General features: G+C 59.9%; 28 protein-coding genes. 20 read left to right on the plus strand and 8 right to left on the minus strand.

The genetic code is table 11. The features are described from left to right. Positions 1-39 precede the first annotated feature (39 nt). From KGB20_RS16605 to KGB20_RS16620, 4 genes are all read left to right on the plus strand, one after another. Entirely contained in the window at positions 40-657 is a 618-nt protein-coding gene (locus KGB20_RS16605) for a TPM domain-containing protein (RefSeq protein ID WP_057716065.1), read from the plus strand. A 131-nt stretch (positions 658-788) separates the two neighbouring features. Continuing rightward, positions 789-1,091 carry a helix-turn-helix domain-containing protein gene (locus tag KGB20_RS16610; RefSeq protein ID WP_057716064.1) on the plus strand — a complete coding sequence of 101 codons (303 nt, stop codon included), beginning with the start codon at positions 789-791 and terminating at the stop codon, positions 1,089-1,091. After that, complete coding sequence (locus tag KGB20_RS16615) at positions 1,078-1,437, plus strand: putative holin (RefSeq protein ID WP_057716063.1); 360 nt, start codon at positions 1,078-1,080, stop codon at positions 1,435-1,437. The genes KGB20_RS16610 and KGB20_RS16615 overlap by 14 nt, the downstream gene beginning before the upstream one ends. Further along, positions 1,434-1,715 (plus strand): phage holin family protein, encoded by a 282-nt coding sequence (locus KGB20_RS16620; protein ID WP_154861783.1) that lies wholly within the window; start codon positions 1,434-1,436, stop codon positions 1,713-1,715. Before KGB20_RS16615 ends, KGB20_RS16620 begins: the two co-directional genes overlap by 4 nt. A gap of 16 nt (positions 1,716-1,731) precedes the next feature. Here the strand turns inward: KGB20_RS16620 and KGB20_RS16625 are convergent, their stop codons facing one another. Further along, on the minus strand, positions 1,732-2,160 hold the full coding sequence (locus KGB20_RS16625; RefSeq protein WP_102672093.1) for a helix-turn-helix domain-containing protein: 429 nt from the start codon (positions 2,158-2,160) through the stop codon (positions 1,732-1,734). Between the two features lie 300 nt (positions 2,161-2,460). On the opposite strand from KGB20_RS16625, the gene KGB20_RS16630 reads away from it, so the two are divergent. From KGB20_RS16630 to KGB20_RS16640, 3 genes are all read left to right on the plus strand, one after another. After that, entirely contained in the window at positions 2,461-2,739 is a 279-nt protein-coding gene (locus tag KGB20_RS16630) for an ogr/Delta-like zinc finger family protein (RefSeq protein WP_090453593.1), read from the plus strand. Between the two features lie 2 nt (positions 2,740-2,741). Beyond that, on the plus strand, positions 2,742-3,104 hold the full coding sequence (locus KGB20_RS16635; protein ID WP_057716059.1) for a hypothetical protein: 363 nt from the start codon (positions 2,742-2,744) through the stop codon (positions 3,102-3,104). Between the two features lie 132 nt (positions 3,105-3,236). After that, the gene (locus KGB20_RS16640; RefSeq protein WP_154946607.1) at positions 3,237-4,451 is read left to right on the plus strand and encodes a class I SAM-dependent methyltransferase; all 1,215 of its coding nucleotides are present in this window, start codon (positions 3,237-3,239) and stop codon (positions 4,449-4,451) included. On the opposite strand, the gene KGB20_RS16645 is transcribed toward KGB20_RS16640, so the two are convergent. Beyond that, complete coding sequence (locus KGB20_RS16645) at positions 4,442-5,419, minus strand: DMT family transporter (RefSeq protein ID WP_102672086.1); 978 nt, start codon at positions 5,417-5,419, stop codon at positions 4,442-4,444. The two genes, KGB20_RS16640 and KGB20_RS16645, sit on opposite strands and share 10 nt — an antisense overlap. Before the next feature lie 271 nt (positions 5,420-5,690). Between KGB20_RS16645 and KGB20_RS16650 the strand changes: the two genes are divergently transcribed. The 3 genes from KGB20_RS16650 (at position 5,691) to KGB20_RS16660 (ending at position 7,109) form a co-directional block, all read left to right on the plus strand. Next, positions 5,691-6,272: a DJ-1/PfpI family protein gene (locus KGB20_RS16650; protein ID WP_008051822.1), complete on the plus strand. Its 582-nt coding sequence runs from the start codon at positions 5,691-5,693 to the stop codon at positions 6,270-6,272. Between the two features lie 14 nt (positions 6,273-6,286). After that, entirely contained in the window at positions 6,287-6,592 is a 306-nt protein-coding gene (locus KGB20_RS16655) for a ribbon-helix-helix domain-containing protein (RefSeq protein WP_150814253.1), read from the plus strand. Positions 6,593-6,764: 172 nt separating this feature from the next. Continuing rightward, on the plus strand, positions 6,765-7,109 hold the full coding sequence (locus KGB20_RS16660) for a YegP family protein (protein ID WP_150814255.1): 345 nt from the start codon (positions 6,765-6,767) through the stop codon (positions 7,107-7,109). Between the two features lie 132 nt (positions 7,110-7,241). Here the strand turns inward: KGB20_RS16660 and KGB20_RS16665 are convergent, their stop codons facing one another. Continuing rightward, a complete protein-coding gene (locus tag KGB20_RS16665; protein ID WP_154946606.1) occupies positions 7,242-8,129 on the minus strand; it encodes a dihydrodipicolinate synthase family protein in 888 nt (295 codons plus the stop codon). Positions 8,130-8,155: 26 nt separating this feature from the next. After that, positions 8,156-8,938, minus strand: coding sequence for an aldolase (locus KGB20_RS16670; protein ID WP_154861779.1), 783 nt, complete (start codon positions 8,936-8,938; stop codon positions 8,156-8,158). A 159-nt stretch (positions 8,939-9,097) separates the two neighbouring features. Between KGB20_RS16670 and KGB20_RS16675 the strand changes: the two genes are divergently transcribed. Then, positions 9,098-9,640: a helix-turn-helix domain-containing protein gene (locus KGB20_RS16675; RefSeq protein ID WP_057716658.1), complete on the plus strand. Its 543-nt coding sequence runs from the start codon at positions 9,098-9,100 to the stop codon at positions 9,638-9,640. Between the two features lie 117 nt (positions 9,641-9,757). Here the strand turns inward: KGB20_RS16675 and KGB20_RS16680 are convergent, their stop codons facing one another. After that, positions 9,758-10,777 carry a DUF4917 family protein gene (locus KGB20_RS16680; RefSeq protein WP_223473771.1) on the minus strand — a complete coding sequence of 340 codons (1,020 nt, stop codon included), beginning with the start codon at positions 10,775-10,777 and terminating at the stop codon, positions 9,758-9,760. A gap of 131 nt (positions 10,778-10,908) precedes the next feature. Between KGB20_RS16680 and KGB20_RS16685 the strand changes: the two genes are divergently transcribed. From KGB20_RS16685 to KGB20_RS16700, 4 genes are all read left to right on the plus strand, one after another. Then, positions 10,909-11,817, plus strand: a complete 909-nt coding sequence (locus KGB20_RS16685; protein ID WP_154946604.1) for a LysR family transcriptional regulator — start codon at positions 10,909-10,911, stop codon at positions 11,815-11,817. Between the two features lie 225 nt (positions 11,818-12,042). Beyond that, positions 12,043-13,236 carry a CaiB/BaiF CoA transferase family protein gene (locus KGB20_RS16690; RefSeq protein WP_154861774.1) on the plus strand — a complete coding sequence of 398 codons (1,194 nt, stop codon included), beginning with the start codon at positions 12,043-12,045 and terminating at the stop codon, positions 13,234-13,236. Next, positions 13,233-14,159, plus strand: a complete 927-nt coding sequence (locus KGB20_RS16695) for a hydroxymethylglutaryl-CoA lyase (RefSeq protein WP_154861772.1) — start codon at positions 13,233-13,235, stop codon at positions 14,157-14,159. Before KGB20_RS16690 ends, KGB20_RS16695 begins: the two co-directional genes overlap by 4 nt. A gap of 173 nt (positions 14,160-14,332) precedes the next feature. Further along, positions 14,333-15,664, plus strand: coding sequence for an MFS transporter (locus tag KGB20_RS16700; protein ID WP_154861768.1), 1,332 nt, complete (start codon positions 14,333-14,335; stop codon positions 15,662-15,664). Positions 15,665-15,782: 118 nt separating this feature from the next. On the opposite strand, the gene KGB20_RS16705 is transcribed toward KGB20_RS16700, so the two are convergent. Beyond that, on the minus strand, positions 15,783-16,271 hold the full coding sequence (locus KGB20_RS16705) for a DMT family transporter (protein ID WP_150814264.1): 489 nt from the start codon (positions 16,269-16,271) through the stop codon (positions 15,783-15,785). A 77-nt stretch (positions 16,272-16,348) separates the two neighbouring features. Here KGB20_RS16705 and KGB20_RS16710 point away from each other — a divergent pair, with 77 nt between their 5' ends. Next, on the plus strand, positions 16,349-17,257 hold the full coding sequence (locus tag KGB20_RS16710; protein ID WP_154861766.1) for a LysR family transcriptional regulator: 909 nt from the start codon (positions 16,349-16,351) through the stop codon (positions 17,255-17,257). Between the two features lie 19 nt (positions 17,258-17,276). Here KGB20_RS16710 and KGB20_RS16715 read toward each other — a convergent pair whose 3' ends face one another. Further along, the gene (locus KGB20_RS16715; RefSeq protein WP_090453616.1) at positions 17,277-17,561 is read right to left on the minus strand and encodes a type II toxin-antitoxin system RelE/ParE family toxin; all 285 of its coding nucleotides are present in this window, start codon (positions 17,559-17,561) and stop codon (positions 17,277-17,279) included. Continuing rightward, positions 17,551-17,790 (minus strand): CopG family ribbon-helix-helix protein, encoded by a 240-nt coding sequence (locus tag KGB20_RS16720; protein WP_154947606.1) that lies wholly within the window; start codon positions 17,788-17,790, stop codon positions 17,551-17,553. The genes KGB20_RS16715 and KGB20_RS16720 overlap by 11 nt, the downstream gene beginning before the upstream one ends. A 153-nt stretch (positions 17,791-17,943) precedes the next feature. Between KGB20_RS16720 and KGB20_RS16725 the strand changes: the two genes are divergently transcribed. The 4 genes from KGB20_RS16725 (at position 17,944) to KGB20_RS16740 (ending at position 20,861) form a co-directional block, all read left to right on the plus strand. After that, entirely contained in the window at positions 17,944-18,582 is a 639-nt protein-coding gene (locus tag KGB20_RS16725; RefSeq protein WP_150814266.1) for a LysE family translocator, read from the plus strand. Between the two features lie 79 nt (positions 18,583-18,661). Next, a complete protein-coding gene (locus KGB20_RS16730; RefSeq protein ID WP_154947605.1) occupies positions 18,662-20,008 on the plus strand; it encodes a bifunctional diguanylate cyclase/phosphodiesterase in 1,347 nt (448 codons plus the stop codon). A 118-nt stretch (positions 20,009-20,126) separates the two neighbouring features. Beyond that, entirely contained in the window at positions 20,127-20,285 is a 159-nt protein-coding gene (locus KGB20_RS16735) for a KGG domain-containing protein (protein WP_007976786.1), read from the plus strand. A 72-nt stretch (positions 20,286-20,357) separates the two neighbouring features. Further along, on the plus strand, positions 20,358-20,861 hold the full coding sequence (locus KGB20_RS16740) for a DUF4142 domain-containing protein (RefSeq protein WP_154861758.1): 504 nt from the start codon (positions 20,358-20,360) through the stop codon (positions 20,859-20,861). Positions 20,862-20,952 lie beyond the last annotated feature (91 nt).

Below are 20,952 nucleotides of genomic sequence, written 5' to 3' on the forward strand. Positions count from 1 at the left end.
CGTGGGCTCGGAGATGTGTATAAGAGGCAGCTTCACGACATGGCATTACTGACTGAACACGAACAACGCAAGGTGGCCGAGGCCATTGCCCGGGTCGAGCGCGAGACAGACGCAGAACTGGTGACAGTACTCGCAGCCCGCGCCGACGACTATGCGTACATCCCCTTGCTGTGGGCCAGCCTGCTGGCGCTACTGGTGCCAGGCATCGTGCATTACCTCACCGGCTGGCTGACCATGCACAGCCTGCTGATGGTGCAATGGGCCATCTTCATCGTGCTTTGCCTGGTGTTCCGCCTGCCGAAAGTAACCACCCATCTGATCCCGCGCTCGGTGCGCCACTGGCGCGCCTCGAACCTGGCGCGCCGGCAGTTCCTGGAGCAGAACCTGCACCACACCGAGGGCAGCACCGGCATGCTGATTTTCGTTTCCGAGGCCGAGCGTTACGTGGAGATCCTGGTGGATGAAGGGATTTCCAGTCGCCTGGACAACAAGAACTGGGATGCGATCGTCGCGACGTTCACCCAGCAGGTGAAACAGGGGCAGACGCTGCAGGGCTTTGTCAGTTGCGTCGAGGCCTGTGGCGAGTTGCTCAAGGTACATGTGCCGGTGACCCATGTGCGCAACGAGCTGCCGAATCGTCTGGTGGTGCTGGGTTAAGCCAGGGCTTCATCTGCTTTTGTAATGCGCCGCGACACAGTTCCCGAACGTTGTCCGGCGGGGAGCTTGTCTTCAACATCTCTCTCATGGTGCACGCCCTGCGATGGGCGTTCTGTGTAGAGGGAGTTCTTATGAAAACGCAACAAACGCTGGAGACCTTGGTGGAGGATGCACCCGGTAGCGCAATGCTTACTCCGCTGGTGCAACTGACAACGAAAGAGACACAAGCCCTGGAGTGGTGCCTTAAAGGCAAGACGTCCTGGGAGATCGCCAGGATTCAGAGTTGCTCGGAATCCACCATCAACTTCCACTTTTCCAATATCCGCCGCAAGTTCGCCGTCAGATCTCGCAACGCTGCCGTGTTCAAGGCGCTGAAGTCGGGAGCCATCACTGTTGAGCCATTGCAGTCGCGAGATACCCATGAGCCTGACTGATTCGACCTATAACAGTATCAGCGGGCTCATGGTGGGGTTGGGTATTGCGACGTTGCCGGCTATCGATGGAGAAGCCCTGTTCGGCGCGACGCTTGGCGCGTGGTTGGTCACGACCACTCGCGGCAACTTCAAGGCCTGGCAACGCATCGGTTCCTGGCTGTTGTCGGCGGGTGTCGGTTACCTGTTTGTCCCGGTCGCCCAGCCACTGGCGCCTTTTCTGACAGCCGGTGTGACGGCCTTTCTGTGCGCGTTGCTGGTCATTCCCATCAGCATCAAGCTCATGCAGTGGATCGATGGCGCCGGCCTCGGTGACATCCTTCGTCATCTCAGAGGGCGAGGGCAATGACCTTTGAGATGGCGGCTCTGGTGTGGGGGACGGGCGTGGCTCACCTGGTCAGTGCGTTCAGGCTGGCGTGTTACCAGCGCGACGAACAACGTTACCACTGGTGCGACAGGATATTGATCAGCTTGCTTGGCGCAGTGTTCTGCCTTGCCGGCATCGATGTATTGCTGACATTCCTGCCGGTTAGCCCATGGCATGCAGCGGTGAGTGTTTTTTCATGCGTAATGATTGTTCGCAGTAGTGGCAACATTATTGTTTTGTGGCATGCCTTCAAGCATTGAAACGTCGGACTTCAAATCAGGTTTTGTTTGAGTGTCCAAGTGAGGCCAGGATAGTGGCCATTTCCGAAAGTTGTGTTTCCAGATCCCGCAGGCGTCGCTTTTCCTCCAATGCGTTTTGTATTGCACAGCGGTCATCCTCATCAAGCAATCGCCACAGCGAAAGGATGGTGCTTTCCTGCGTTGTTGCAGTTTCCGCAACATTTGCAGGAGCGTTGACATGGGGCTGCCGCAGCATGGGGCCCTCGCCCAGCAGCAACCAGTCAAGGGAGATGCCGCGAGTCTGTGCAATATCTACGCATAATGAGTATGGCGTGCTGTCGCGGCCTTTCCAGCTGCTGAGTGTTTGGGGGCTGATCTGTAGCGCAGAAGACAGGGATGCGTCAGTTTTTGTACCCGTGATTTGCTTCAGGCGGGCCAAAACAGCTTGTGATTTTTTGCTACGCAATTTGAGCCTCTTCCTTTTGACATATGCTTTTTGAGTGCTTAACGTATGCGTAATGAGTACTTTTTTTCTTGTAAGTAATCAATCGTCAACTATGAATCAGAAGAATACGATGTCGAAACTTCCTAATGGTATCAGGGTGATTTCCTACGAGCTTGGCTCGTATCTATTACGTGTCCACCCGTTGCACTTCCTTTTGTCTGGCGGACGTTATTTGCAGCACCTGTCTTTCACCAATTGTGTTTCAAACAGTATTGCGTTTGATCAATTCGATTACCACCGGATGGCCCAAGGGAAGCATGTATGAGTACTTACAAGATGGTGTGCCCGCACTGCTTGAGCCGGATGCGCATACGTACCAGCGAAGGGCGGCATATCTTCCTGCGGGTGGCATACCTGCAATGTACGTCGGAGGCCTGTGGCTGGTCGGTACGGGCCGAGTTCGAAATGACCCATGAGCTTTCCCCCAGTGGCATGCCCAATCCGGCCGTGCACCTGCCGTGCGCCGGACCTGACTTGCGCCGCGCCGCACGGCCTGTCGCCGAGAGTGCTCCGGCGGCGCAAGCGCAACAGGAGTCTTGAGCATGAAGGAGGTTGATGAACAGGCCCATTTGAATGAGGAGCTATTGGCCATAGCGCAGGCGTTTCTGACCCGTCATGAAGGCGAGGGTGTGATTGATGATCAAGTGCTGTTCTGCCGTGCGGTGAGGCATTTGCAGAGTCTGGATATGCCGATGCACCAGGCGGAGCGGCTGGTCAGCCATGCATATGGGTTACTCAAATCCAGCAACGATCGCCGACGTCTGGATCTGGCTGCAAGTTCCGAAACTGTCGCCGTGGTCACTGATCCGGTCAACGGTCTGACGTGGGCGGTGCCGGTAGGGTTGATCGTCAAGTTCGTCATCAACTCGCCGACCAATCGCAAACTTCGACTGGTGGAGCCATGAGGTAGCGACGGTTGAATTCAGGTCCCGATCGGCGGGAACGGGACCTGGCGCAAAATTACCCCGTGCCCAAAACCCTCGTCCCCCCTAAAATACCCGGCATCTCCAGATTCGTATTGCCGAGGCCGTTTTTCCATGTCCGTTACCGCCACTCCCGCCAGCCTCGCGCCGGATCATCACGCCCAGTTCATCGACCTGCTGCAGTCGAGCCTCGAGCACAACGCATTCATCAAACTGGTGCTGGCCAAGTACGTGGGTGATGAAACGGACCTGCAGCGGATCATCATCAAGCCGGTGACGGTCAAGGCGCAGCCTTGCCTGTCTTTTGTCTACCGCTACAAGACCCGCGATATCACCAAGAACCTGCCGCTGGTCGAAGGCGTGGCGAGCATTGCCGGGCTGCTACCGGCGTCGTTCAAAAATGCGCATTTGTTGTCGTTGACCGACGAAGCCCAGCTCGAATACAGCAAAAAAGGCAAGTCATCGCTGTTCAAGAGCCAACCTCAGCAATTGCGCGAAGTGCCATCGGCCGAGCACAACCGTGAGAAAAACCGTTTTCTTGACCTGAGTCGGCCGTTTCTCGCCGACCTCGGTGTGACCAACAGCAAGCACGAGCTGATCCCGGCGATGTCGCGCAAGTGGAAGCAGATCAACAAGTTCATCGAAGTGTTCAGCCATGCGCTGACGTCGTCCCCCCTGGCGCTGGACAAGCCGGTGCGTGTGGCGGACTTCGGGTCGGGCAAGGGCTACCTGACCTTCGCCATCCACGATTACCTGCGCAACACCTTGAAGGCCGAAGGCGAGGTGACCGGCGTCGAGCTGCGTGAAGACATGGTCACCCTGTGCAACACCGCCGCCGCCAGGCTTGAACACCCCGGCCTGGTGTTCAAGTGCGGTGACGTGCGCAGCGTGGCGCCGAGCGAGCTGGACGTGATGATCGCCCTGCATGCCTGCGATATCGCCACCGACTATGCGATCCACACCGGCATCCGTTCCGGCGCGGCGATCATCATGTGCTCGCCGTGCTGCCACAAACAGATCCGCCTGCAAATCCAGAGCCCGGCGCTGCTCAAGCCGATGCTGCAATACGGCTTGCACCTGGGCCAGCAGGCCGAGATGGTCACCGACAGTTTGCGCGCGTTGTTCCTTGAGGCCTGCGGCTATGAGACCAAGGTGTTCGAGTTCATCTCTCTGGACCACACCAACAAGAACAAGATGATCCTGGCGGTCAAACGCGCAGAACCAGTGGACCCGGCTCAGTTGCTGGCGAAGATTCAGGAGCTGAAGGATTTCTATCACATCAGCGAGCATTGCCTGGAAACCCTGCTGCGCTCCGACGGTTACCTCTGATCCTGTGGGAGCGAGCTTGCTCGCGATGGCGGATTTACAGTCGATAGAGATGTTGAATGTGATGTCCCCATCGCGAGCAAGCTCGCTCCCACAGGATTGGGTTTGATCGCTGTCTTGCGCCCGAGCATCACCGTCACGATCACCCCGCCGGCAAACAGCCAGGTAATCGGCTCCACATGTTCACCGAAGAACAGCGCCGAGAAGGCGATGGTGAAGAAGATCTGCAGCAACTGGATCTGGCTGACCCGGGCAATGCCACCCATGGCCAGTCCGGCGTACCAGGCAAAGAAACCGATGAACTGCGAAAACAGCGAGACATATCCGAAGGCCCACCAGGTCTTGGCGGAAATCTCGCCCTGATGTTGCAGTGCCAGATACACCACCGGGCCGATCAGCAGCGGCGTCGACAGCACCAGCGCCCAGCAGATCACCTGCCAGCCGCCCATCTCCCTGGCCAGCCGGCCTCCCTCGGCGTAACCCAATCCGCCCACTGCAATGGCGCCGAGCATCAGCAAGTCACCGGCCTGAATGCTGCCGGCACCGCTGATCAGTGCATAACCGAGCACTAGCGCACTGCCCAATGCGGCGCAGGCCCAGAAGGCTTTCGAAGGCCGCTCATGGGACAACCACGCGGCGTACAGCGCCACGCACAGCGGCTGCAAACCGTTGACCAGCGCACCGTGGGACGCCGGCAAGGTTTGCATGGCCCAGGCCGACAATACCGGGAAACCGAGGATCACCCCGGCCATCACCAGCGTCAGGCCTTTGACCTGCTTCCAGGTCGGCCATTTTTCCCGGTGCCACAGCAACAGCAACGCCGCCGGAACCGCTGCAAACAGTGCCCGGCCCAGGCCATTGAGCAGCGGGTGGAGTTCCTGCACGACGATCCGCGTGAAGGGCAGGGTGAGGCTGAAGATCACAACGCCGAGCAGGCCCAGGGCCATGCCGGTGTTTTCGCGCGAAGACATGATGGCAACCAGAATATGGTGTGATGGGGTAAGGCTCCATATAGCCATAAACCTTGGGTTTTCCGCTGTTACAGCTAGGCACAGACTTATCCGTACAGTTTGCGGGCCTCTTCGCGAGCAAGCCCGCTCCCACAGGGGAAACGCATTCCAATGTGGGAGCGGGCTTGCTCGCGAAGAACGATAACGCCGTAGTAGCAGGTTATTACCCACCCCCACGGATAAGGACTACCTTGAATACTCCTGCACGCCCACTTCCAGAGGAGTCCTCCCCATGGCTGCGAAAAAAATTCTGATGCTGGTCGGTGATTACGTCGAAGACTATGAAGTGATGGTGCCGTTCCAGGCGTTGCTGATGGTCGGCCACACGGTGCACGCCGTTTGCCCGGACAAGGCTGCCGGCCAGACCGTGCGCACGGCGATCCATGACTTTGAAGGCGACCAGACCTACAGTGAAAAACCCGGTCACCTGTTTGCCCTGAACTTCGATTTCGCCAAGGTCAACGCCGCCGATTATGACGCGGTGCTGATTCCGGGCGGCCGTGCGCCGGAGTACCTGCGCCTGAACGAAAAAGTCCTGGAACTGGTGCGTGCGTTCGACAAGGCTGGCAAGCCGATCGCTGCCGTGTGCCATGGCGCGCAGTTGCTGGCGGCAGCAGGTGTTCTCGAAGGTCGTGAATGCAGCGCTTACCCGGCCTGCGCTCCGGAAGTGCGGCTGGCGGGCGGTACGTATATCGATATTCCGGTGACGGACGGCCATGTCCAGGGCAATCTGGCCACGGCTCCGGCCTGGCCTGCGCATCCGAACTGGCTGGCCGGTTTCCTGGGGTTGCTGGGTACTAAAATCACGCTGTAAAGAGGGGCATGCCCATGTGCGAGCTGTACGTCAAAGCCGACCCGATACTCTACGAATCGCGCTCCCGCTCGCTGCGCATCTGCGGGGTGGTCACCACCTTGCGGCTGGAGAATCAGTTCTGGGACATCCTCAGCGAAATCGCCGAGGTCGACGGCATGACCACCAACCAGTTGATCGCCAAGCTGTATGAAGAGGTGATGGACTATCGCGGCGAAGTGGTCAATTTCGCTTCGTTCCTGCGGGTGAGTTGTACGCGGTATCTGAGTCAGCGTCGGACTCAGGTGCCGGAGTTGTCGGTGGTGCGGGCTGCGGTGAAATAGCCGACATTGCGTCGACCGCTTCGCGAGCAAGCCCGCTCCCACAATGGTTGGGTGTACACAAATCTACTGTGGGAGCGGGCTTGCTCGCGAAGGGGCCAGAGCAGGCGACAGAAACCCGAGGCTGGTCTTTACTGTGAAGCGCGCAACCTTTCAATCGCCAAGGAGAAAGAGCATGTCCGGATGGTATGAAGTGAGCAAAAGCAGCAATGGTCAGTTCAGGTTTGTCCTCAAGGCGGCCAACGCCGAGACCATTCTGACCAGCGAGCTGTACACCACCCACGCCGCCGCCGACAAAGGCATTGCCTCGGTCCAGGCCAACAGCCCGCTGGATGAGCGTTACGAGAAGAAAATCACCAAGGATGGCCACCCGTATTTCAACCTGAAGGCGGGCAACCACGAGATCATCGGCAGCAGCGAGGCCTATTCCTCCGATGCCGCCATGGAGAAAGGCATCGCCAGCGTGAAGGCCAACGGTTCGTCCAAGGTGGTCAAGGACAAGACGTTGCCGGTGCTTTGAGATCAACACTCATCCCCTGTGGGAGCGGGCTTGCCCGCGAAGAGGCCGTCACATTCAACCTGTCTATTGAATGTTCCACCGTCTTCGCGAGCAAGCCCGCTCCCACATTGTGGTTTTGTGTATGGCAGGAAGTCAGCGCAAGGCGTTCAGCAGCCCTTGCAACTGACCACAACCTGCCTCACTCAACGCAAACACCGGCAGCCGCGGATCCCCCACCTCCAGGCCCGTCGCCCGCAAACCCGCCTTGATCGTTGCCGGCAAGCCACCCTTGAGGATGAAGTCCAGCAGCGGCAACTGGCGATAGAACAGTTCGCGTGCCTTGCGCAAATCGTTGGCCAGCACTGCTTCGTACAAATCCAGGTTGAGCTGCGGGATCAGGTTCGGCGCAGCGGTGCACCAGCCTTTTGCGCCGGCGGCGAAGGCCTCCAGGGCCAACGGATTGCAGCCGTTGTAGAACGGCACCTGGCCTTCGCCGAGACGTTGCAGTTGATGCATGCGCTGGATGTCGCCGGTGCTCTCCTTGACCATGGTCACGTTTTCCACGGCGTTGACGATGCGCAGGATCAGGTCCACCGACATGTCGGTGCCGCTGGTGGCCGGGTTGTTGTAGAGCATGATCGGCACGCCGATGCTGTCGCCGATGGCGCGGTAATGGGCGAGGATTTCCGCTTCGCTGAGTTTCCAGTAGGACGTGGGCAGCACCATCACCACATCGGCGCCTTGAGCTTCGGCGAAACGCGCGCGACGCACCGCTTTAGCGGTGGTCAGGTCGGACACGCTGACGACGGTCGGCACGCGCCTGGCCACGTGCCTGATGCTGAACTCGCTGACCTGATCCCACTCTGCATCGCTCAAGTAGGCACCTTCACCGGTGCTGCCCAGCGGTGCGATGGCGTGTACGCCACCCTCGATCAGTCGGTCGATGGAGCGCCCGAGGGCATCCAGGTCAACGCCCTCGCCGTGGGGGGTGAAAGGGGTGATGGTGTAGCCGATGATGCCGTGAATGTTTGCGGTGGACATGGTGTCTCTCCGTTCGATCGATGGGTTCAGTTCAGGCAATCGGCGTGTTGGCGCAGGATCTGCCGGGCGTAGTAGTTGAAAGCGGCGGCATGCCGCTTGGGCCGGGCAATCCAGTCGTGGGCTTCACGGCCCAGTTCGGGAATGATCGGCTTGATGGTCCCGGCGCTCATCGCCAGCAGTTGCAGTTTTGCGGCGCGTTCGATCAGTTGCGCGATGACACAGGCTTCCTCGATGGTATCGCCGGTGGACAATTGGCCATGGTGCGAAAGCAGGATCGCCCGTTTGTCGCCCAGTGCCCCGGCAATCAGCTCGCCTTCCTCGTTGCCCACCGGCACGCCCGGCCAGCCTTCGAGAAACGCGCAGTCGTCATAGAGCGGGCAGAGGTCCATGTGGGAAATCTGCAACGGCACTTCCAGCATCGACAAGGCTGCAACGTGGGTCGGATGGGTGTGAATGATGCAGTTCACATCCGCTCGGGCGCGGTACACCCAACTGTGAAAACGATTGGCCGGGTTGGGCATGCCGTGGCCTTCGAGCACCTCCAGGTCCTCGTTGACCAGCAGCAGGTTGCTCGCAGTGATTTCGTCGAAACCCAGGCCCAGTTGTTGAGTGTAGTAAGTGCCGGGTTGCGGACCACGGGCGGTGATTTGTCCGGCAAGGCCGGAATCGTGACCATGCTCGAACAGGATGCGGCAGGTCAGGGCCAGCTTTTGCCGGGCGGTCCACGTATTATCCGCCAGGGTATTTTGCATTTGGTTCAGCGCGTGCTTGACCAGTTGCTCTTTGGGCAGTGCTAATGTCTTGGCCATATCGGTGTCCTTTGGGTGATTCAATGGACGTCGGGTTTGCCGTTCACCGGTTCCTCGCAAAGTCGTCGGTGAGTGCAAATGACACTAAAGAGGCTATATGACACATTGTGTCATTGGCAAGGACAAATCGTTGCCTCCTTGATGGATAAATCGCTCTACATGTCTATCCGTTTGAAATTACTCAGAAAAAAACTTGGCGTGACGTTGGAAACCCTGGCCGAACAATCCGGCATGACCAAGAGTTACCTGTCGAAAGTCGAGCGTGGGTTGAACACGCCGTCGATTGCTGCGGCCCTGAAACTGGCCAGGGCGCTGAATGTGAAGGTCGAGGAACTGTTCTCTGAAGACAACGTCAGCCTCGACAGCTACAGCCTGGTGCGCAGCCACGAACGGCAACCCTTGGGCGTCAGTGACAACAATTCGGGTTACGCGGTGCTGGCCCATCAGGTCAGCGAACGCAGCCTGCTGCCGTTCATCATCTACCCGCCGGCCGAGTTCACCGACAAGACCTTCAAGGAGCATTTGGGCGAGGAGTTTTTATTCGTCCACGAAGGGCGGGTGGAGGTGGACTTCATGAACGAGCGCGTGCTGCTCGATCGTGGCGATGCGTTGCATTTCAATGCGCAAAAGCCGCACCGGATTCGTTCGGTGGGCGAGGTGCAGGCGCAGTTGCTGGTGGTGGTGCACAGCACTGAAGAATGAGTTGACTGCAAAAGCTTCGCGAGCAAGCCCGCTCCCACATTTGACTGCATTTCTCCTGTAGAAACCCTGTCACCTGTGGGAGCGGGCTTGCTCGCGAAAGCGCCAGGTCGGCCAGTACTAAACTTCGACTGGAACCGATAACTTCGTGCCACCCAACGCGTGGCTCTTCGAATCAAAAAACCTCAACTCCATACCCGTCCCCTCAAACACCTTCGCGTAATGCCGCTTCTGGTGCTGGATGAACGCCTTGCTGCGCGGGTAAATCGAGATCGCCACCACCTGCGGTTTCGCCAGGCGCAAGGCATTGATGATGTGGCTGTCCTGCTCCCCCAGCGCATGGCCGAAGATGCACAGCGCCTGGCCGTGACCGAGTAATTGCTCGTAGCAGAACGACAGGTAATCCGAACTGCGAATGGTCTTGAGCTTGTCCGCACTCGGGCCTTCATTGACGAACAGCGGCACGTCGTCGAGGGTCTTGATCGTGTTGTTGATGGCGAAATTGCCCAGCAACGTGCCCTCGGTCGACATCAGCTTGCGCGCCGTACCGTCCTGGTTGCGCACCAGATGCAGACCGCCGTGCAGGTACAGCAAACGGGTTTTATCGGTGGCCGTGTCGCTCAGGTCGAAACCGGGCTCGGCGCCCTGGAACAGATCGCTGATCGCCTCAGGTTGGTGTTGCACCGCCCAGTAGTTGAGCAGGTCGTAATTGGTGGTGAACACCGTGCGGTAGCTGGCCAGCTCCTGATTGATCGTCGCCAGCGTCGAAGGCACTACCAGCCGCCACGGGATATGCACTGCGTGCACGGTGTTGATCAGCGCTTCCTTGATCGCGTAGTAGCGATTGCGCGGGGCGGCGGAGCTGACAGCCAGGGCCTTGTTGACCCGGCTGGTGGTTTTCAAGGCGCTCAGTACCTGCTCGAAACTGCGGGTCTGCATCGCATCGAACACGCTCAACTCGGACGGGCTCAGGGGTTTTTCTTCAACGGTGCGGGCGTTTTCGAACAGCGACTCGTAGCCGAAATCGTCCCACACCGCGCGACTGGCACCGTTGCCCACCAGCAAGCCACTGAACGAAGTGGTGCTGCGCAAGGCGTTCCAGTCTTCAAGTTGAGCATCGACATCCTGGAAATCGGTCATTGCGGTCTTCGTCTCACGGCAAAAGGTCTGTGGGCCGCGACTTTATCACGACCGGTGCCTGGACCACGGCACGACGTGGGCGAAGAACGCTATGCTGCGACTTCGCCTGAGCCGACTTCGCCGAGTACCCGATGCTGCAAAAAAGCCTGATCCGCCGTCTCGACCTGATCACCCTGCAACTGTTCGTCGCCGTGCACGAAGAGGGCACGTTGACCCGTGCAGCGGCGCGCGAAGCGATTGCCGTCTCGGCGGCGAGCAAGCGTTTGATGGAGCTGGAGGAGGCGTTGGGCATCAGCCTGTTCGTGCGCCAGGCCAAGGGCATGTCCCTGACGCCGGCCGGTGAAACCCTGCTGCACCATGCCCGGCAGATGTTGTTCAACGTCGAGAAAATGGGACTTGAACTGGGCGAGCACAGCCACGGTGTGCGCGGCTACGTGCGGATGCTCGCCAACCTGTCGGCGATCATTCAGTTTTTGCCTGAGGACCTGCGGGATTTTTCCGAGCGTCACCCACAGGTCAAGACCGACCTCGAAGAACGCCCCAGCGCCGGGGTGATTCAGGGTGTGCTCGACGGCGTGGCCGACCTCGGGATCTGTTCCATCGACAGTGACATCAAGGGCCTGCACAGCGTGCTGTATCGCCAGGACAAACTGGTGGTGTTGATGCCGTCGCACCATCCATTGGCGAGTCGGTCCAGCGTGGCGTTCGCCGACACGCTGGACAGTGATTACGTTGGGTTGCATGCCGCCAGTTCGATCAACATGCGTACCCACACGGCGGCGCGCCAGGCCGGCAAGGTACTGCGGGTTCGTATTCATGTGCCGGGGTTTGATGCGATGTGTCGGATGATCCAGGCCAATATGGGCATCGGCATTTTGCCGCACAAGGCTTATGAATTGTTTGGCCGGGCACTGGGTTTGCACGCGGTGCCGCTGACGGACGAATGGTCGGACCGGGCGTTGATTCTGGTGGTGCGCGATGAAGCTTTGTTGTCGCCGGTGAGCCGGATGTTGTTTGAGCATCTGCGGGGGGCAGCCTGATAACTCTTCGCTGACTAGGCCGGCCTCTTCGCGAGCAAGCCCGCTCCCACATTGGAATGCGTTCCCCTGTGGGAGCGGGCTTGCTCGCGAAGGCGGACCTGAGGCCACGATAATTTTCCAGGGCGTTCGCATTTCGCGAACGCCCGTTGCCAACTGAAGGTTGGATTCCCGAGCTACCTGTCCTCTAGCCTTGGCACATATTCCAAGAACAAGAGGTACCCCGCGATGACTGCCCCTTTGAGTGCGATCAAAGTGATCGAGATCGGCACGCTGATCGCCGCGCCGTTTGCGGCGCGCATGCTGGCCGAGTTCGGCGCCGAGGTGATCAAGATCGAAGCCATGGGCCAGGGCGATCCCCTGCGCAAATGGCGCAAGCTGCACGAAGGCACCTCGTTGTGGTGGTACCTGCAATCACGCAACAAGAAGTCCTTGGCGCTGAACCTCAAATCCCCTGAAGGCATCGAACTGGTCAAGCAACTGGCGACCAGCGCCGATGTGCTGATCGAGAACCTGCGCCCCGGCGCCTTGGAAAAACTCGGCCTCGGTTGGGACGTGTTGCATGCGCTCAACCCCAATCTGACGCTGGTGCGGATTTCCGGATACGGCCAGACCGGCCCGTATCGCGATCGTCCGGGTTTCGGTGCCATAGGCGAAGCCATGGGCGGGATCCGCTACACCACCGGCACACCCGGTTCGCCGCCGGCGCGGGTCGGCGTGAGCCTTGGCGATTCCCTGGCTTCGCTGCATGCGGTGATCGGTGCGCTGATGTCGCTGCTAAGGGTCAAGACCGGGCAGGGCGGCGGGCAAATCGTTGATGTGTCCCTGGCCGAAAGCGTGTTTAACGTCATGGAAAGCCTGGTGCCGGAATACGACATGCTTGGTCATGTGCGCGAACGCAGCGGTGGTGCCTTGCCGGGCATCGCGCCGTCCAACACCTACCTGACGGCCGACGGCGCCTACGTGGTGATCGCCGGCAACAGCGATCCGATCTACAAGCGCCTGATGCAAACCATCGGCCGCGCCGATCTGGCCGAAGCGCCGGAGTTCGCCCACAACGACGGGCGTGCAGCCAAGAGCAACCTGCTCGACGCCGCCATCACCCACTGGACCAGCAGTTTGCCCATCGATGAGGTGCTGGCCGCGCTGGAGGCCGCCGAAGTCCCGGCCGGACGCATCTACTCGGTGGCCGACATCGTCGCCGATCCGCACTATCAGGCGCGGGACATGCTGCTCAATGCCGAGTTGCCCGGTGGCGCCACGGTGAAGATGCCAGGCATCGTGCCAAAACTCTCCGAGACGCCCGGCGGCGTGAACTGGTCCGGCCCCGGGCTGGGCCAGCACACCGACGGCATCCTCGCGCAGTTGGGCCTGACTGCAACAGACATCGAACGCCTGAAAGTCGAAGGAGTGGTGCAATGATCAGCGATTATTCCGACCACCTGATCGTGCAGGAAGTGTCCCCGCGCGACGGTTTGCAAATCGAGCCGACCTGGGTTGAAACCCACGACAAGATCGCTCTGATCGATCAACTGTCGCTGGCCGGGTTCAGCCGCATCGAAGCCGGTTCGTTCGTGTCGCCCAAGGCCATTCCTGCGCTGCGCGATGGTGAACTGGTGTTCAAGGGCATTAGCCGGCAACCGGGGGTGATCTATGTCGCGCTGATCCCCAACCTCAAAGGCGCGCAACGGGCATTGGCGTGCAGTGTCGATGAGCTGAACCTGGTGATGTCCGCGAGCCAGACCCACAACCTGGCGAACATGCGCATGCGTTGTGAGGATTCATTGGCGGCGTTCGGCGAGATTGTGCAGTTCGTCGGCGACAGCCCGGTGCGACTCAACGCCAGCATCGCCACCACCTTCGGCTGCCCGTTTGAAGGCAAGATCGATGAGGACCGGGTACTGCAAATCGTCGACGCCTATCAGGAACTCGGCATCCAGGGCATCACCCTGGCCGATACCACGGGCATGGCCAACCCGCGTCAGGTCGACCGGCTGGTGCGCCGGGTGCTGCAAAGGGTCTCCCCATCAGACCTGACCCTGCATTTTCACAACACTCGCGGTCTTGGCCTGTGCAATGTGCTGGCCGCTTACGAGGCTGGTGCCCGGCGCTTCGACGCAGCCCTCGGTGGCCTCGGCGGCTGCCCGTTCGCACCGGGGGCATCGGGAAACATCTGCACCGAGGATCTGGTGAACCTGTGCGATGAAGTCGGCATTCATACCGGCATCGATCTGCCGCTGCTGTTGAAACTGTCCCGGGGACTGCCGGCGCTGCTCGGCCATGAAGTGCCCGGTCAACTGGCCAAGGCCGGGCGCAATTGTGATTTGCACCCGATACCCTCCTGACCAAACACGAAACCCTGTGGGAGCGGGCTTGCTCGCGAAGACGGAGTGTCAGTCGACATCTTTGCTGAATGTCAGACCGCTTTCGCGAGCAAGCCCGCTCCCACAAAAAAAACACCTCAACCAGACAACAAAAACAATCGGACACCCACGGGAAGTCCGCCTGGAGAAACGCAATGAGCCTTAATGCACTGGAGGCCGGCGCGAGCCCGGCCGTTAGCCACGACGAAGAAAAAGCCCTGGTCAGCAAAGTCGCCTGGCGCCTGATGCCGCTGATCATGGTCTGCTACCTGTTCGCCTTTTTCGACCGAATCAACATCAGCTTCGCCAAGTTTCAGCTGCAGGCCGACCTGAGCCTGAGCGATACCGCTTACGGCCTGGGTGCCGGGTTGTTCGTGGTCGGTTATGTGATTTTCGAAGTGCCCAGCAACATGATGCTGTACAAGGTCGGCGCCCGGCGCTGGATCGCCCGGATCATGATGTCCTGGGGCCTGGCCACGGCGGCCATGGTGTTCGTCAACAGCGAATGGCAGTTCTACGTGCTGCGCTTCGTGATCGGCGCGATGGAGGCGGGTTTCGCTCCGGGCGTGCTGTATTACCTGACCCTGTGGTTCCCGCAGCACTATCGCGGGCGCATCACCTCGATGCTGTTCCTGGCGTCGGCGTTCGCCGGCCTGGTGGGTGCGCCGTTCTCCGGCCTTGTGCTGCAACACCTTGACGGTGTGCTGCAAATGCGTGGCTGGCACTGGCTGTTCCTGCTCGGTGGCGTGCCGTGTATCGGCCTCGGTTTGCTGGTGCTGACCCTGCTCAAGGACCGCATCGAAGACGCCCATTGGCTGACGCCTTCGGAGAAGACTTTGCTGGCCAGCCGTATCGCTCAGCATGAGCCGCACAAGAGCGGTGGTTCGCTGCTCGCCGCGCTGCGGATTCCGGGCTTCCTGACTTTGGGGCTGATCTATTTCCTGATTCAGGTGGCGTCCTACGGCTTGAATTTCTGGGCGCCGCAACTGATCCGCAGCGCAGGTACCGAGAGTCCGGTGATGATCGGCTTGCTGACGGCCATCCCGTACATCTGCGGCGCCATCAGCATGGTGGTGATCGGACGGCTGTCCGATGCTACTGGCGAGCGGCGCAAGTTTGTCGCCGGTCTGGTGGCGGTCGGTGCGGTCGGGTTCTTCTGTGCGGGGATCTTCGCCAGTCACACGACCTTCCTGATTGTCGCGTTGGGCCTGCTCGGTGCCGGGATCATCGCCTCCATCCCGAGCTTCTGGACCCTGCCGCCGAAACTGCTGGCCGGTGCCGGCGCGGGCGCGGCCGGCGGGATTGCGGTGATCAACACCCTGGGCCAGTTCGGCGGCATCGTCAGCCCGGTGATGGTCGGCCGAATCAAGGACCTGACCGGCAGCACCACGCCGGCGCTGTATGTCATTGGTGTATGTGCGCTGATCGCCGTGGCGCTGTTGTTGTGGGGGTTGCCGCAGAAGTTGCGCACACTCGACAAGGCCTGATGCCATAGACCGCTTTCGCGAGCAAGCCCGCTCCCACAGGAACCGCGTACCTCCCTGTGGGAGCGGGCTTGCTCGCGAAGGCGGCCAGGAGAACACCTTCGCATCGTCGGTTATCCCATCAACCCGCCGTCACCAACCCTTTGGCCGGCGCATCAAAAAACTGGATCAACACCACCCCGGCCATCAACAACATCACTCCCACCAGCTTGGGCAGGTTGATCTGCCGCTCCACCAACCCGAACCAGCCGAAGTGATCCAGCAACAACGACCCCACCACTTGCCCCGCCAGCGCCAATGCCATGAACCCCGCGGCCCCCAGCTTGGGCAGCAGCACCAATGCCAGGGAAATGAATATCACCCCAAAAGCACCACCGGCCCACATCCAGAGCGGCGCCTTGCTGATGAATGCCAGTGATGGCAACGGCAAGCGCATCGCAACGATGATCGGCAACAGCACCACGACGCTCACCAGCAACGAGGCGAGTGTCGCCCACAGCGGATGGCCCAACCCGCGCCCGAGATTGACGTTGATCGCGCTCTGAAACGGCACCACCGCCCCGGCGATCATCGCCAGTCCAATCAGACCGGCCCAATGCAACGTACTCATGATCGATCTCCAACAGGTTTTGCTGGACTCTAGGGTATTCGTCGCGCAGATTTAAATTCCGTTTTGTTATCCAGAACATGCAGCAGATGAATAATCTTCGCCGTATCGACCTCAACTTGCTGGTGATCCTCGACGCCTTGCTCAGCGAGCAACACGTGACCCGGGCGGCCGAGCGTCTGCACTTGAGCCAGCCAGCGGTCAGCCATGCGCTGGCGCGCTTGCGTGACCTGCTCGGCGATCCGCTGCTGGTGCGCGCCGGTGCCGGTCTTGTGCCGACTCCGCGAGCGCTGGAACTCGTGGTACCGCTGGCCGCAGCCCTGGCCCAGGTGCAAGCGCTGCTGGCGCCGAACGCCTTCGATCCCGCGACCACCCAGCGCACCTTCCGTCTGGCGATGTCCGACTACGGCGCCGCCATTGTCTTGCCGGGACTGATCCGAACGTTGCGCCGCGAAGCGCCGGGCATCGACCTGCAAATCAGCCATGGAAGCCGCGAAAGCATGCTCGAAGGGGTGCTCAACGGTGACATTGATGTCGCCGCCGGTGTATTCCCGGAAATGCCCCATGAGTTGCGCAGCACGCCCCTGTTCGAAGAGCACTATGCCTGCCTGGTGGACCGCAACAGCCTGCCCGCCGATGGTGGCCTCGACCTGCCCACTTACCTGGCTCGGCCTCACGTCCTGCTGGAAATGCGCGGCAGCGGCACCCCGGAAATCGAGCGTGCATTGACTGCATTGCGCGAACGTCGTCGTGTGGCTGTCAGCCTGCCGCACTGGAGCGTGGCCCCGGAGCTCATCAGCGGCACCGACCTGATCCTCACCGTCGCGTCGCGCGGCTTGCGCGATATCGATCAGTCTTCATTGGTTGTCGTGCCACCGCCGTTTCACATTCCGTCGTTCACCTTTGTGTTGGCGTGGCATAAACGGCGGGGTGGGGATCAGGCGTTGAACTGGTTGAATCGCAGGATTGGGGAGGGGATCGAACGCTAGAGGCTTTTCCAAATGGCCTTTACCAATTGGAAGGTGGCAGGCGACGCGTATGAAAAATCCGTAGTACCTGAAGCCGACCTTGGCGAACCCGGTAGGGAATCAAATAGGGGCGATCAGGCATGACCCATTCCCGGGTACCGGGTAGGCGTCCTTCACGGCCCGTCGCTGGAAATCGGGCAAGGTGATCGACACTGGCGAGAATTGCCTGGACAAAATCTGCTGCAGCTTTTGGATTCTCGATGGCAATGTACGCGGCTTCGTCATCCAGATTCTTTAACGCCGTACGCAACCACTCAACGCGCATTCGCCGTCCACTTGTCTGCAATTGCGTTCACTTCTTCTTGTGTCGCGAAGTCACCATCATCGGCTTCTTTCAAGGCTTTCTGAATTTCCTCGATTTGCCACGCTTCACGGGCCAGGTACTCACGCAGCGCATCCACGGCCAGAAATGATTTGCTGCGGCCCGTTGCTTTGGAAAGACTCGCGAGAGTATCGGCGATTTCGTCTGGTATGCGCAGGGACATAACTGACATGGTGGTCTCGATGTAGTGGTTTGTAATACAACATACTACACCGTCATCAGTGAAGCGGGGCCAGCCCGTTCGTCTGTCGAGATGTTTCAGTCGACAGGCAATGACCTGATATAGACTGGCCACCATTCACCAAGCCGTTCAAAAGGACTCCCCATGACCCCATCGTTGCTAATGGCCGTGCTTGCCTCGGGTTTTATCTACGGCATCACCCCGGGACCGGGTGTGCTGGCGGTATTCGGTATTGGCGCGGCCCATGGGCGACGGGCCGGGGCGGGGTTTCTGTGCGGGCATTTGCTCGGTGATGTGGTCTGGTGCAGCACGGCGCTGATCGCGATTGTCGGTGCGCGGGAGATCGGCAGTACGGCGTTTGACGTGCTCGGTGTGCTCAGCGGCCTGTACCTGTTCTGGCTCGGCTGGCGTGCGGTGCGCGCCCGGCGTAGCAGCGGTGATGCGCCGCAGGGCCCGGCGCGGCAGCCGTTCTGGCACGGCATCCTGTTTGGCCTGACCAATCCCAAGGCCTATCCGGTGGCGGTGGCGACGTTCACGGCATTGCTGTCGAGTCGCGCGGAACTGCTCAACTGGTCAATGCTGCCGATACTGATCGCCCTGAGTTTCGTCGGCGGGTTGCTCGCCTACGCTATTCTCATCGGCATCGTCGGTGCACGGCGAGTGCGCACCTTGTACCAGCGTCATGAACTGGCAATCACCCGGTTGTGCGGGGTAATGTTCATCGGTTTCGCCATCAATGCGCTGGTCCATGCGTTGCCGGGGCTGATGCCGGAAAAGGCTTGAATGTAATCACAGGGATGCAAGGCTGACGGGGCAGGGATGATTGAAGAGCGCTGCATTATCGGGGCACCCACGCTGAACCATGGAAAACCGGAATTCCGCGCCGCTGGCGAGTTATATCGATCTGTTGCTGGACGCCGTCTGTGCGGTGGATAAGCAGGGCCGCTTCGTCTTTGTCAGCGCGGCATGCGAACGCATTTTTGGCTACAGCGCCGATGAGATGATCGGCGAGGCGATGATCGACATGGTGCACCCGGGCGATCGCCAGCGCACCCTCGACGCGGCCCGGGAAATCATGGGCGGTGAGCCCAAGCTCAACTTCGAAAACCGCTACCTGCGCAAGGATGGCAGTGTGGTGCACATCCTCTGGTCGGCACGCTGGTCCGAGGACGATCAACTGCGCATCGCCGTTGCTCGTGACATCACCGAGCGTAAGCAGGCCGAGTCCCGGCAGGCAGCGTTGTATGCGATTTCCGAAGCGGCCCATGCGGCAGAGGATCTGCTGGCGTTGTTCAAGCGCATCCACATGATCATCGGCGAATGGCTGCCGGCATTGAGTTTTTCCGTGGCGCTGTACGACCAGCACTGCGCACAGCTGAACTTCCCCTATCACGTCGATGACCACGAGCCACAGCCCGAACAGCCCGGAACCATGACCGGGCGCCTGTGTGTCGAGGTGATCTGCACGGGGCAGCCGATCCTGTTGACTCCGGGCCAGTGCCCACCTCTTGCCGGCTTCGAAATGCTGCAGACCGAACAGAACGCACCCTGTTGGCTGGGTGTGCCGCTGAATTCGCAAAACGGCACCATCGGCGCGCTGATCGTCAAAAGCATTCCGGGCGGCGAACGCTACACCGAGCAAGACAAGGAGCTGCTGCAATACGTCTGCGCCCAGGTCGCCACCGCCATCGAGCGCAAGCAATTGCACGCCCGCCTGCAACACATGGCCCAGTACGACCAACTGACCCAGTTACCCAACCGCGAGCTGCTGCGCGAACGGCTCAAGGCGTCACTGCAAGTGGCCCGGGAGGGCGGCGGGCGCATGGCGCTGCTGTACGTCGACCTTGACCGCTTCAAGCAAGTCAACGACACCCATGGGCACGCGGTCGGCGACATGCTGTTGCAAGCGGTGGCCAACAGGCTCAAGGGCTGCGTGCGGGAAATCGACACCGTGGCCCGCATCGGCGGCGATGAATTCGTGGTGTTGCTGCACAGCATTCACGCGGCGGACGATACCGACCTTGTGGTCGAGAAAGTCCGTCAGGTCCTGGGTCAGCCCCTGCGCCTGGACGGGCACAGCCTGAATATCCAGCCCAGCATCGGCGTCGCCCGATACCCCGATCACGGCACCGAAGAGAAGCAATTGTTCCGGCATGCCGACGAGGCGATGTACTGCGCCAAACGCGAGCATCACCTGCGACTGGTCTGAAAAACCGCGCACCGTTCGTCGTGGCATCCACGTAATTTTCTAAACCTTTTTGGGCGCGCAAATTCAGATTCTATGCGGGCTACAGCCCGCCGCGACTACCACCAAGAGGAAGAGAATCATGCCTAATTCAAGAAACTCGAACTCGGGGAACTTCGCCAATGATCGAACGAAGGCCTCTGAAGCCGGTCGCAAGGGTGGGAAAACCACCACGACGACTGTCGACAAAGAGCCTGCGAAACCCGACATGGGCCGCAAGCCCGGACAGAAATCCAAGTAATGGATGATGGTGGTTTTGATTGAGAAGCGGGGGCGAAAGCTCCCGTTTGAATTTGAAGAGGAGGGCGCGACCATGAACCGGATGGCCACCCGATTATGTAATACCAGTCTTGCCACGTTACTGGGCCTGTTTGCCAGCGGCGTCTTTGCCCAGTCGACTGCCGAGTTCATCGACGAGGCCTCGGCAAAAGGTATTGCCGATATTGAAGCAAGTCGCCTGGCGCACCAGAAAGCCGAGTCCAAAGAGGTCAAGGACTACACCATTATCGTCATCAACGACCGCACCAAGGCGAACCAGCACCTGGCGAAAATCGCCAAACAACTGGATATACCGGTCGCCCCCCGGGAAGAGATTGTCGAAAAGGCCAAAACCCTGATGCCACAAGTCCTGGATGGGGCGACCTACGACGAGGCCTATACCGCCAGTCAGGTGAAGACCACGCAGGAAGCCATCGAACAGCTGCAACAAGAGGCGCAGACCACCGACGTGCCGCAAATCAAGGCGTTCGCCGAAGAAACCCTGCCTAAATTGCAAAATCACCTGGAAATGGCCAAGGCGTTGCAAGCCAGTCGTTGACCTGAAGGTTTGAACACAAACGGCGCGGGGCTTCAGTCACGCGCCGTTTTTCTGTTCAGTACTGGTCCGGATGCGGCTTGGGATTATGCGT

Source organism: Pseudomonas sp. BF-R-30 (assembly GCF_019956175.1).
GTDB lineage: Bacteria > Pseudomonadota > Gammaproteobacteria > Pseudomonadales > Pseudomonadaceae > Aquipseudomonas > Aquipseudomonas jessenii.

What these genes read in the sequence shown, in the direction of transcription:
- KGB20_RS16605 (WP_057716065.1), top strand. Translation starts at nt 40, where the DNA reads ATGGCATTACTGACTGAACACGAACAACGCAAGGTGGCCGAGGCCATT.
- KGB20_RS16610 (WP_057716064.1), top strand. Translation starts at nt 789, where the DNA reads ATGAAAACGCAACAAACGCTGGAGACCTTGGTGGAGGATGCACCCGGT.
- KGB20_RS16615 (WP_057716063.1), top strand. Translation starts at nt 1,078, where the DNA reads ATGAGCCTGACTGATTCGACCTATAACAGTATCAGCGGGCTCATGGTG.
- KGB20_RS16620 (WP_154861783.1), top strand. Translation starts at nt 1,434, where the DNA reads ATGACCTTTGAGATGGCGGCTCTGGTGTGGGGGACGGGCGTGGCTCAC.
- KGB20_RS16630 (WP_090453593.1), top strand. Translation starts at nt 2,461, where the DNA reads ATGAGTACTTACAAGATGGTGTGCCCGCACTGCTTGAGCCGGATGCGC.
- KGB20_RS16635 (WP_057716059.1), top strand. Translation starts at nt 2,742, where the DNA reads ATGAAGGAGGTTGATGAACAGGCCCATTTGAATGAGGAGCTATTGGCC.
- KGB20_RS16640 (WP_154946607.1), top strand. Translation starts at nt 3,237, where the DNA reads ATGTCCGTTACCGCCACTCCCGCCAGCCTCGCGCCGGATCATCACGCC.
- KGB20_RS16645 (WP_102672086.1), bottom strand. Translation starts at nt 5,419, where the DNA reads ATGTCTTCGCGCGAAAACACCGGCATGGCCCTGGGCCTGCTCGGCGTT.
- KGB20_RS16650 (WP_008051822.1), top strand. Translation starts at nt 5,691, where the DNA reads ATGGCTGCGAAAAAAATTCTGATGCTGGTCGGTGATTACGTCGAAGAC.
- KGB20_RS16655 (WP_150814253.1), top strand. Translation starts at nt 6,287, where the DNA reads ATGTGCGAGCTGTACGTCAAAGCCGACCCGATACTCTACGAATCGCGC.
- KGB20_RS16660 (WP_150814255.1), top strand. Translation starts at nt 6,765, where the DNA reads ATGTCCGGATGGTATGAAGTGAGCAAAAGCAGCAATGGTCAGTTCAGG.
- KGB20_RS16665 (WP_154946606.1), bottom strand. Translation starts at nt 8,129, where the DNA reads ATGTCCACCGCAAACATTCACGGCATCATCGGCTACACCATCACCCCT.
- KGB20_RS16670 (WP_154861779.1), bottom strand. Translation starts at nt 8,938, where the DNA reads ATGGCCAAGACATTAGCACTGCCCAAAGAGCAACTGGTCAAGCACGCG.
- KGB20_RS16675 (WP_057716658.1), top strand. Translation starts at nt 9,098, where the DNA reads ATGTCTATCCGTTTGAAATTACTCAGAAAAAAACTTGGCGTGACGTTG.
- KGB20_RS16680 (WP_223473771.1), bottom strand. Translation starts at nt 10,777, where the DNA reads ATGACCGATTTCCAGGATGTCGATGCTCAACTTGAAGACTGGAACGCC.
- KGB20_RS16685 (WP_154946604.1), top strand. Translation starts at nt 10,909, where the DNA reads ATGCTGCAAAAAAGCCTGATCCGCCGTCTCGACCTGATCACCCTGCAA.
- KGB20_RS16690 (WP_154861774.1), top strand. Translation starts at nt 12,043, where the DNA reads ATGACTGCCCCTTTGAGTGCGATCAAAGTGATCGAGATCGGCACGCTG.
- KGB20_RS16695 (WP_154861772.1), top strand. Translation starts at nt 13,233, where the DNA reads ATGATCAGCGATTATTCCGACCACCTGATCGTGCAGGAAGTGTCCCCG.
- KGB20_RS16700 (WP_154861768.1), top strand. Translation starts at nt 14,333, where the DNA reads ATGAGCCTTAATGCACTGGAGGCCGGCGCGAGCCCGGCCGTTAGCCAC.
- KGB20_RS16705 (WP_150814264.1), bottom strand. Translation starts at nt 16,271, where the DNA reads ATGAGTACGTTGCATTGGGCCGGTCTGATTGGACTGGCGATGATCGCC.
- KGB20_RS16710 (WP_154861766.1), top strand. Translation starts at nt 16,349, where the DNA reads ATGCAGCAGATGAATAATCTTCGCCGTATCGACCTCAACTTGCTGGTG.
- KGB20_RS16715 (WP_090453616.1), bottom strand. Translation starts at nt 17,561, where the DNA reads ATGCGCGTTGAGTGGTTGCGTACGGCGTTAAAGAATCTGGATGACGAA.
- KGB20_RS16720 (WP_154947606.1), bottom strand. Translation starts at nt 17,790, where the DNA reads ATGTCAGTTATGTCCCTGCGCATACCAGACGAAATCGCCGATACTCTC.
- KGB20_RS16725 (WP_150814266.1), top strand. Translation starts at nt 17,944, where the DNA reads ATGACCCCATCGTTGCTAATGGCCGTGCTTGCCTCGGGTTTTATCTAC.
- KGB20_RS16730 (WP_154947605.1), top strand. Translation starts at nt 18,662, where the DNA reads ATGGAAAACCGGAATTCCGCGCCGCTGGCGAGTTATATCGATCTGTTG.
- KGB20_RS16735 (WP_007976786.1), top strand. Translation starts at nt 20,127, where the DNA reads ATGCCTAATTCAAGAAACTCGAACTCGGGGAACTTCGCCAATGATCGA.
- KGB20_RS16740 (WP_154861758.1), top strand. Translation starts at nt 20,358, where the DNA reads ATGAACCGGATGGCCACCCGATTATGTAATACCAGTCTTGCCACGTTA.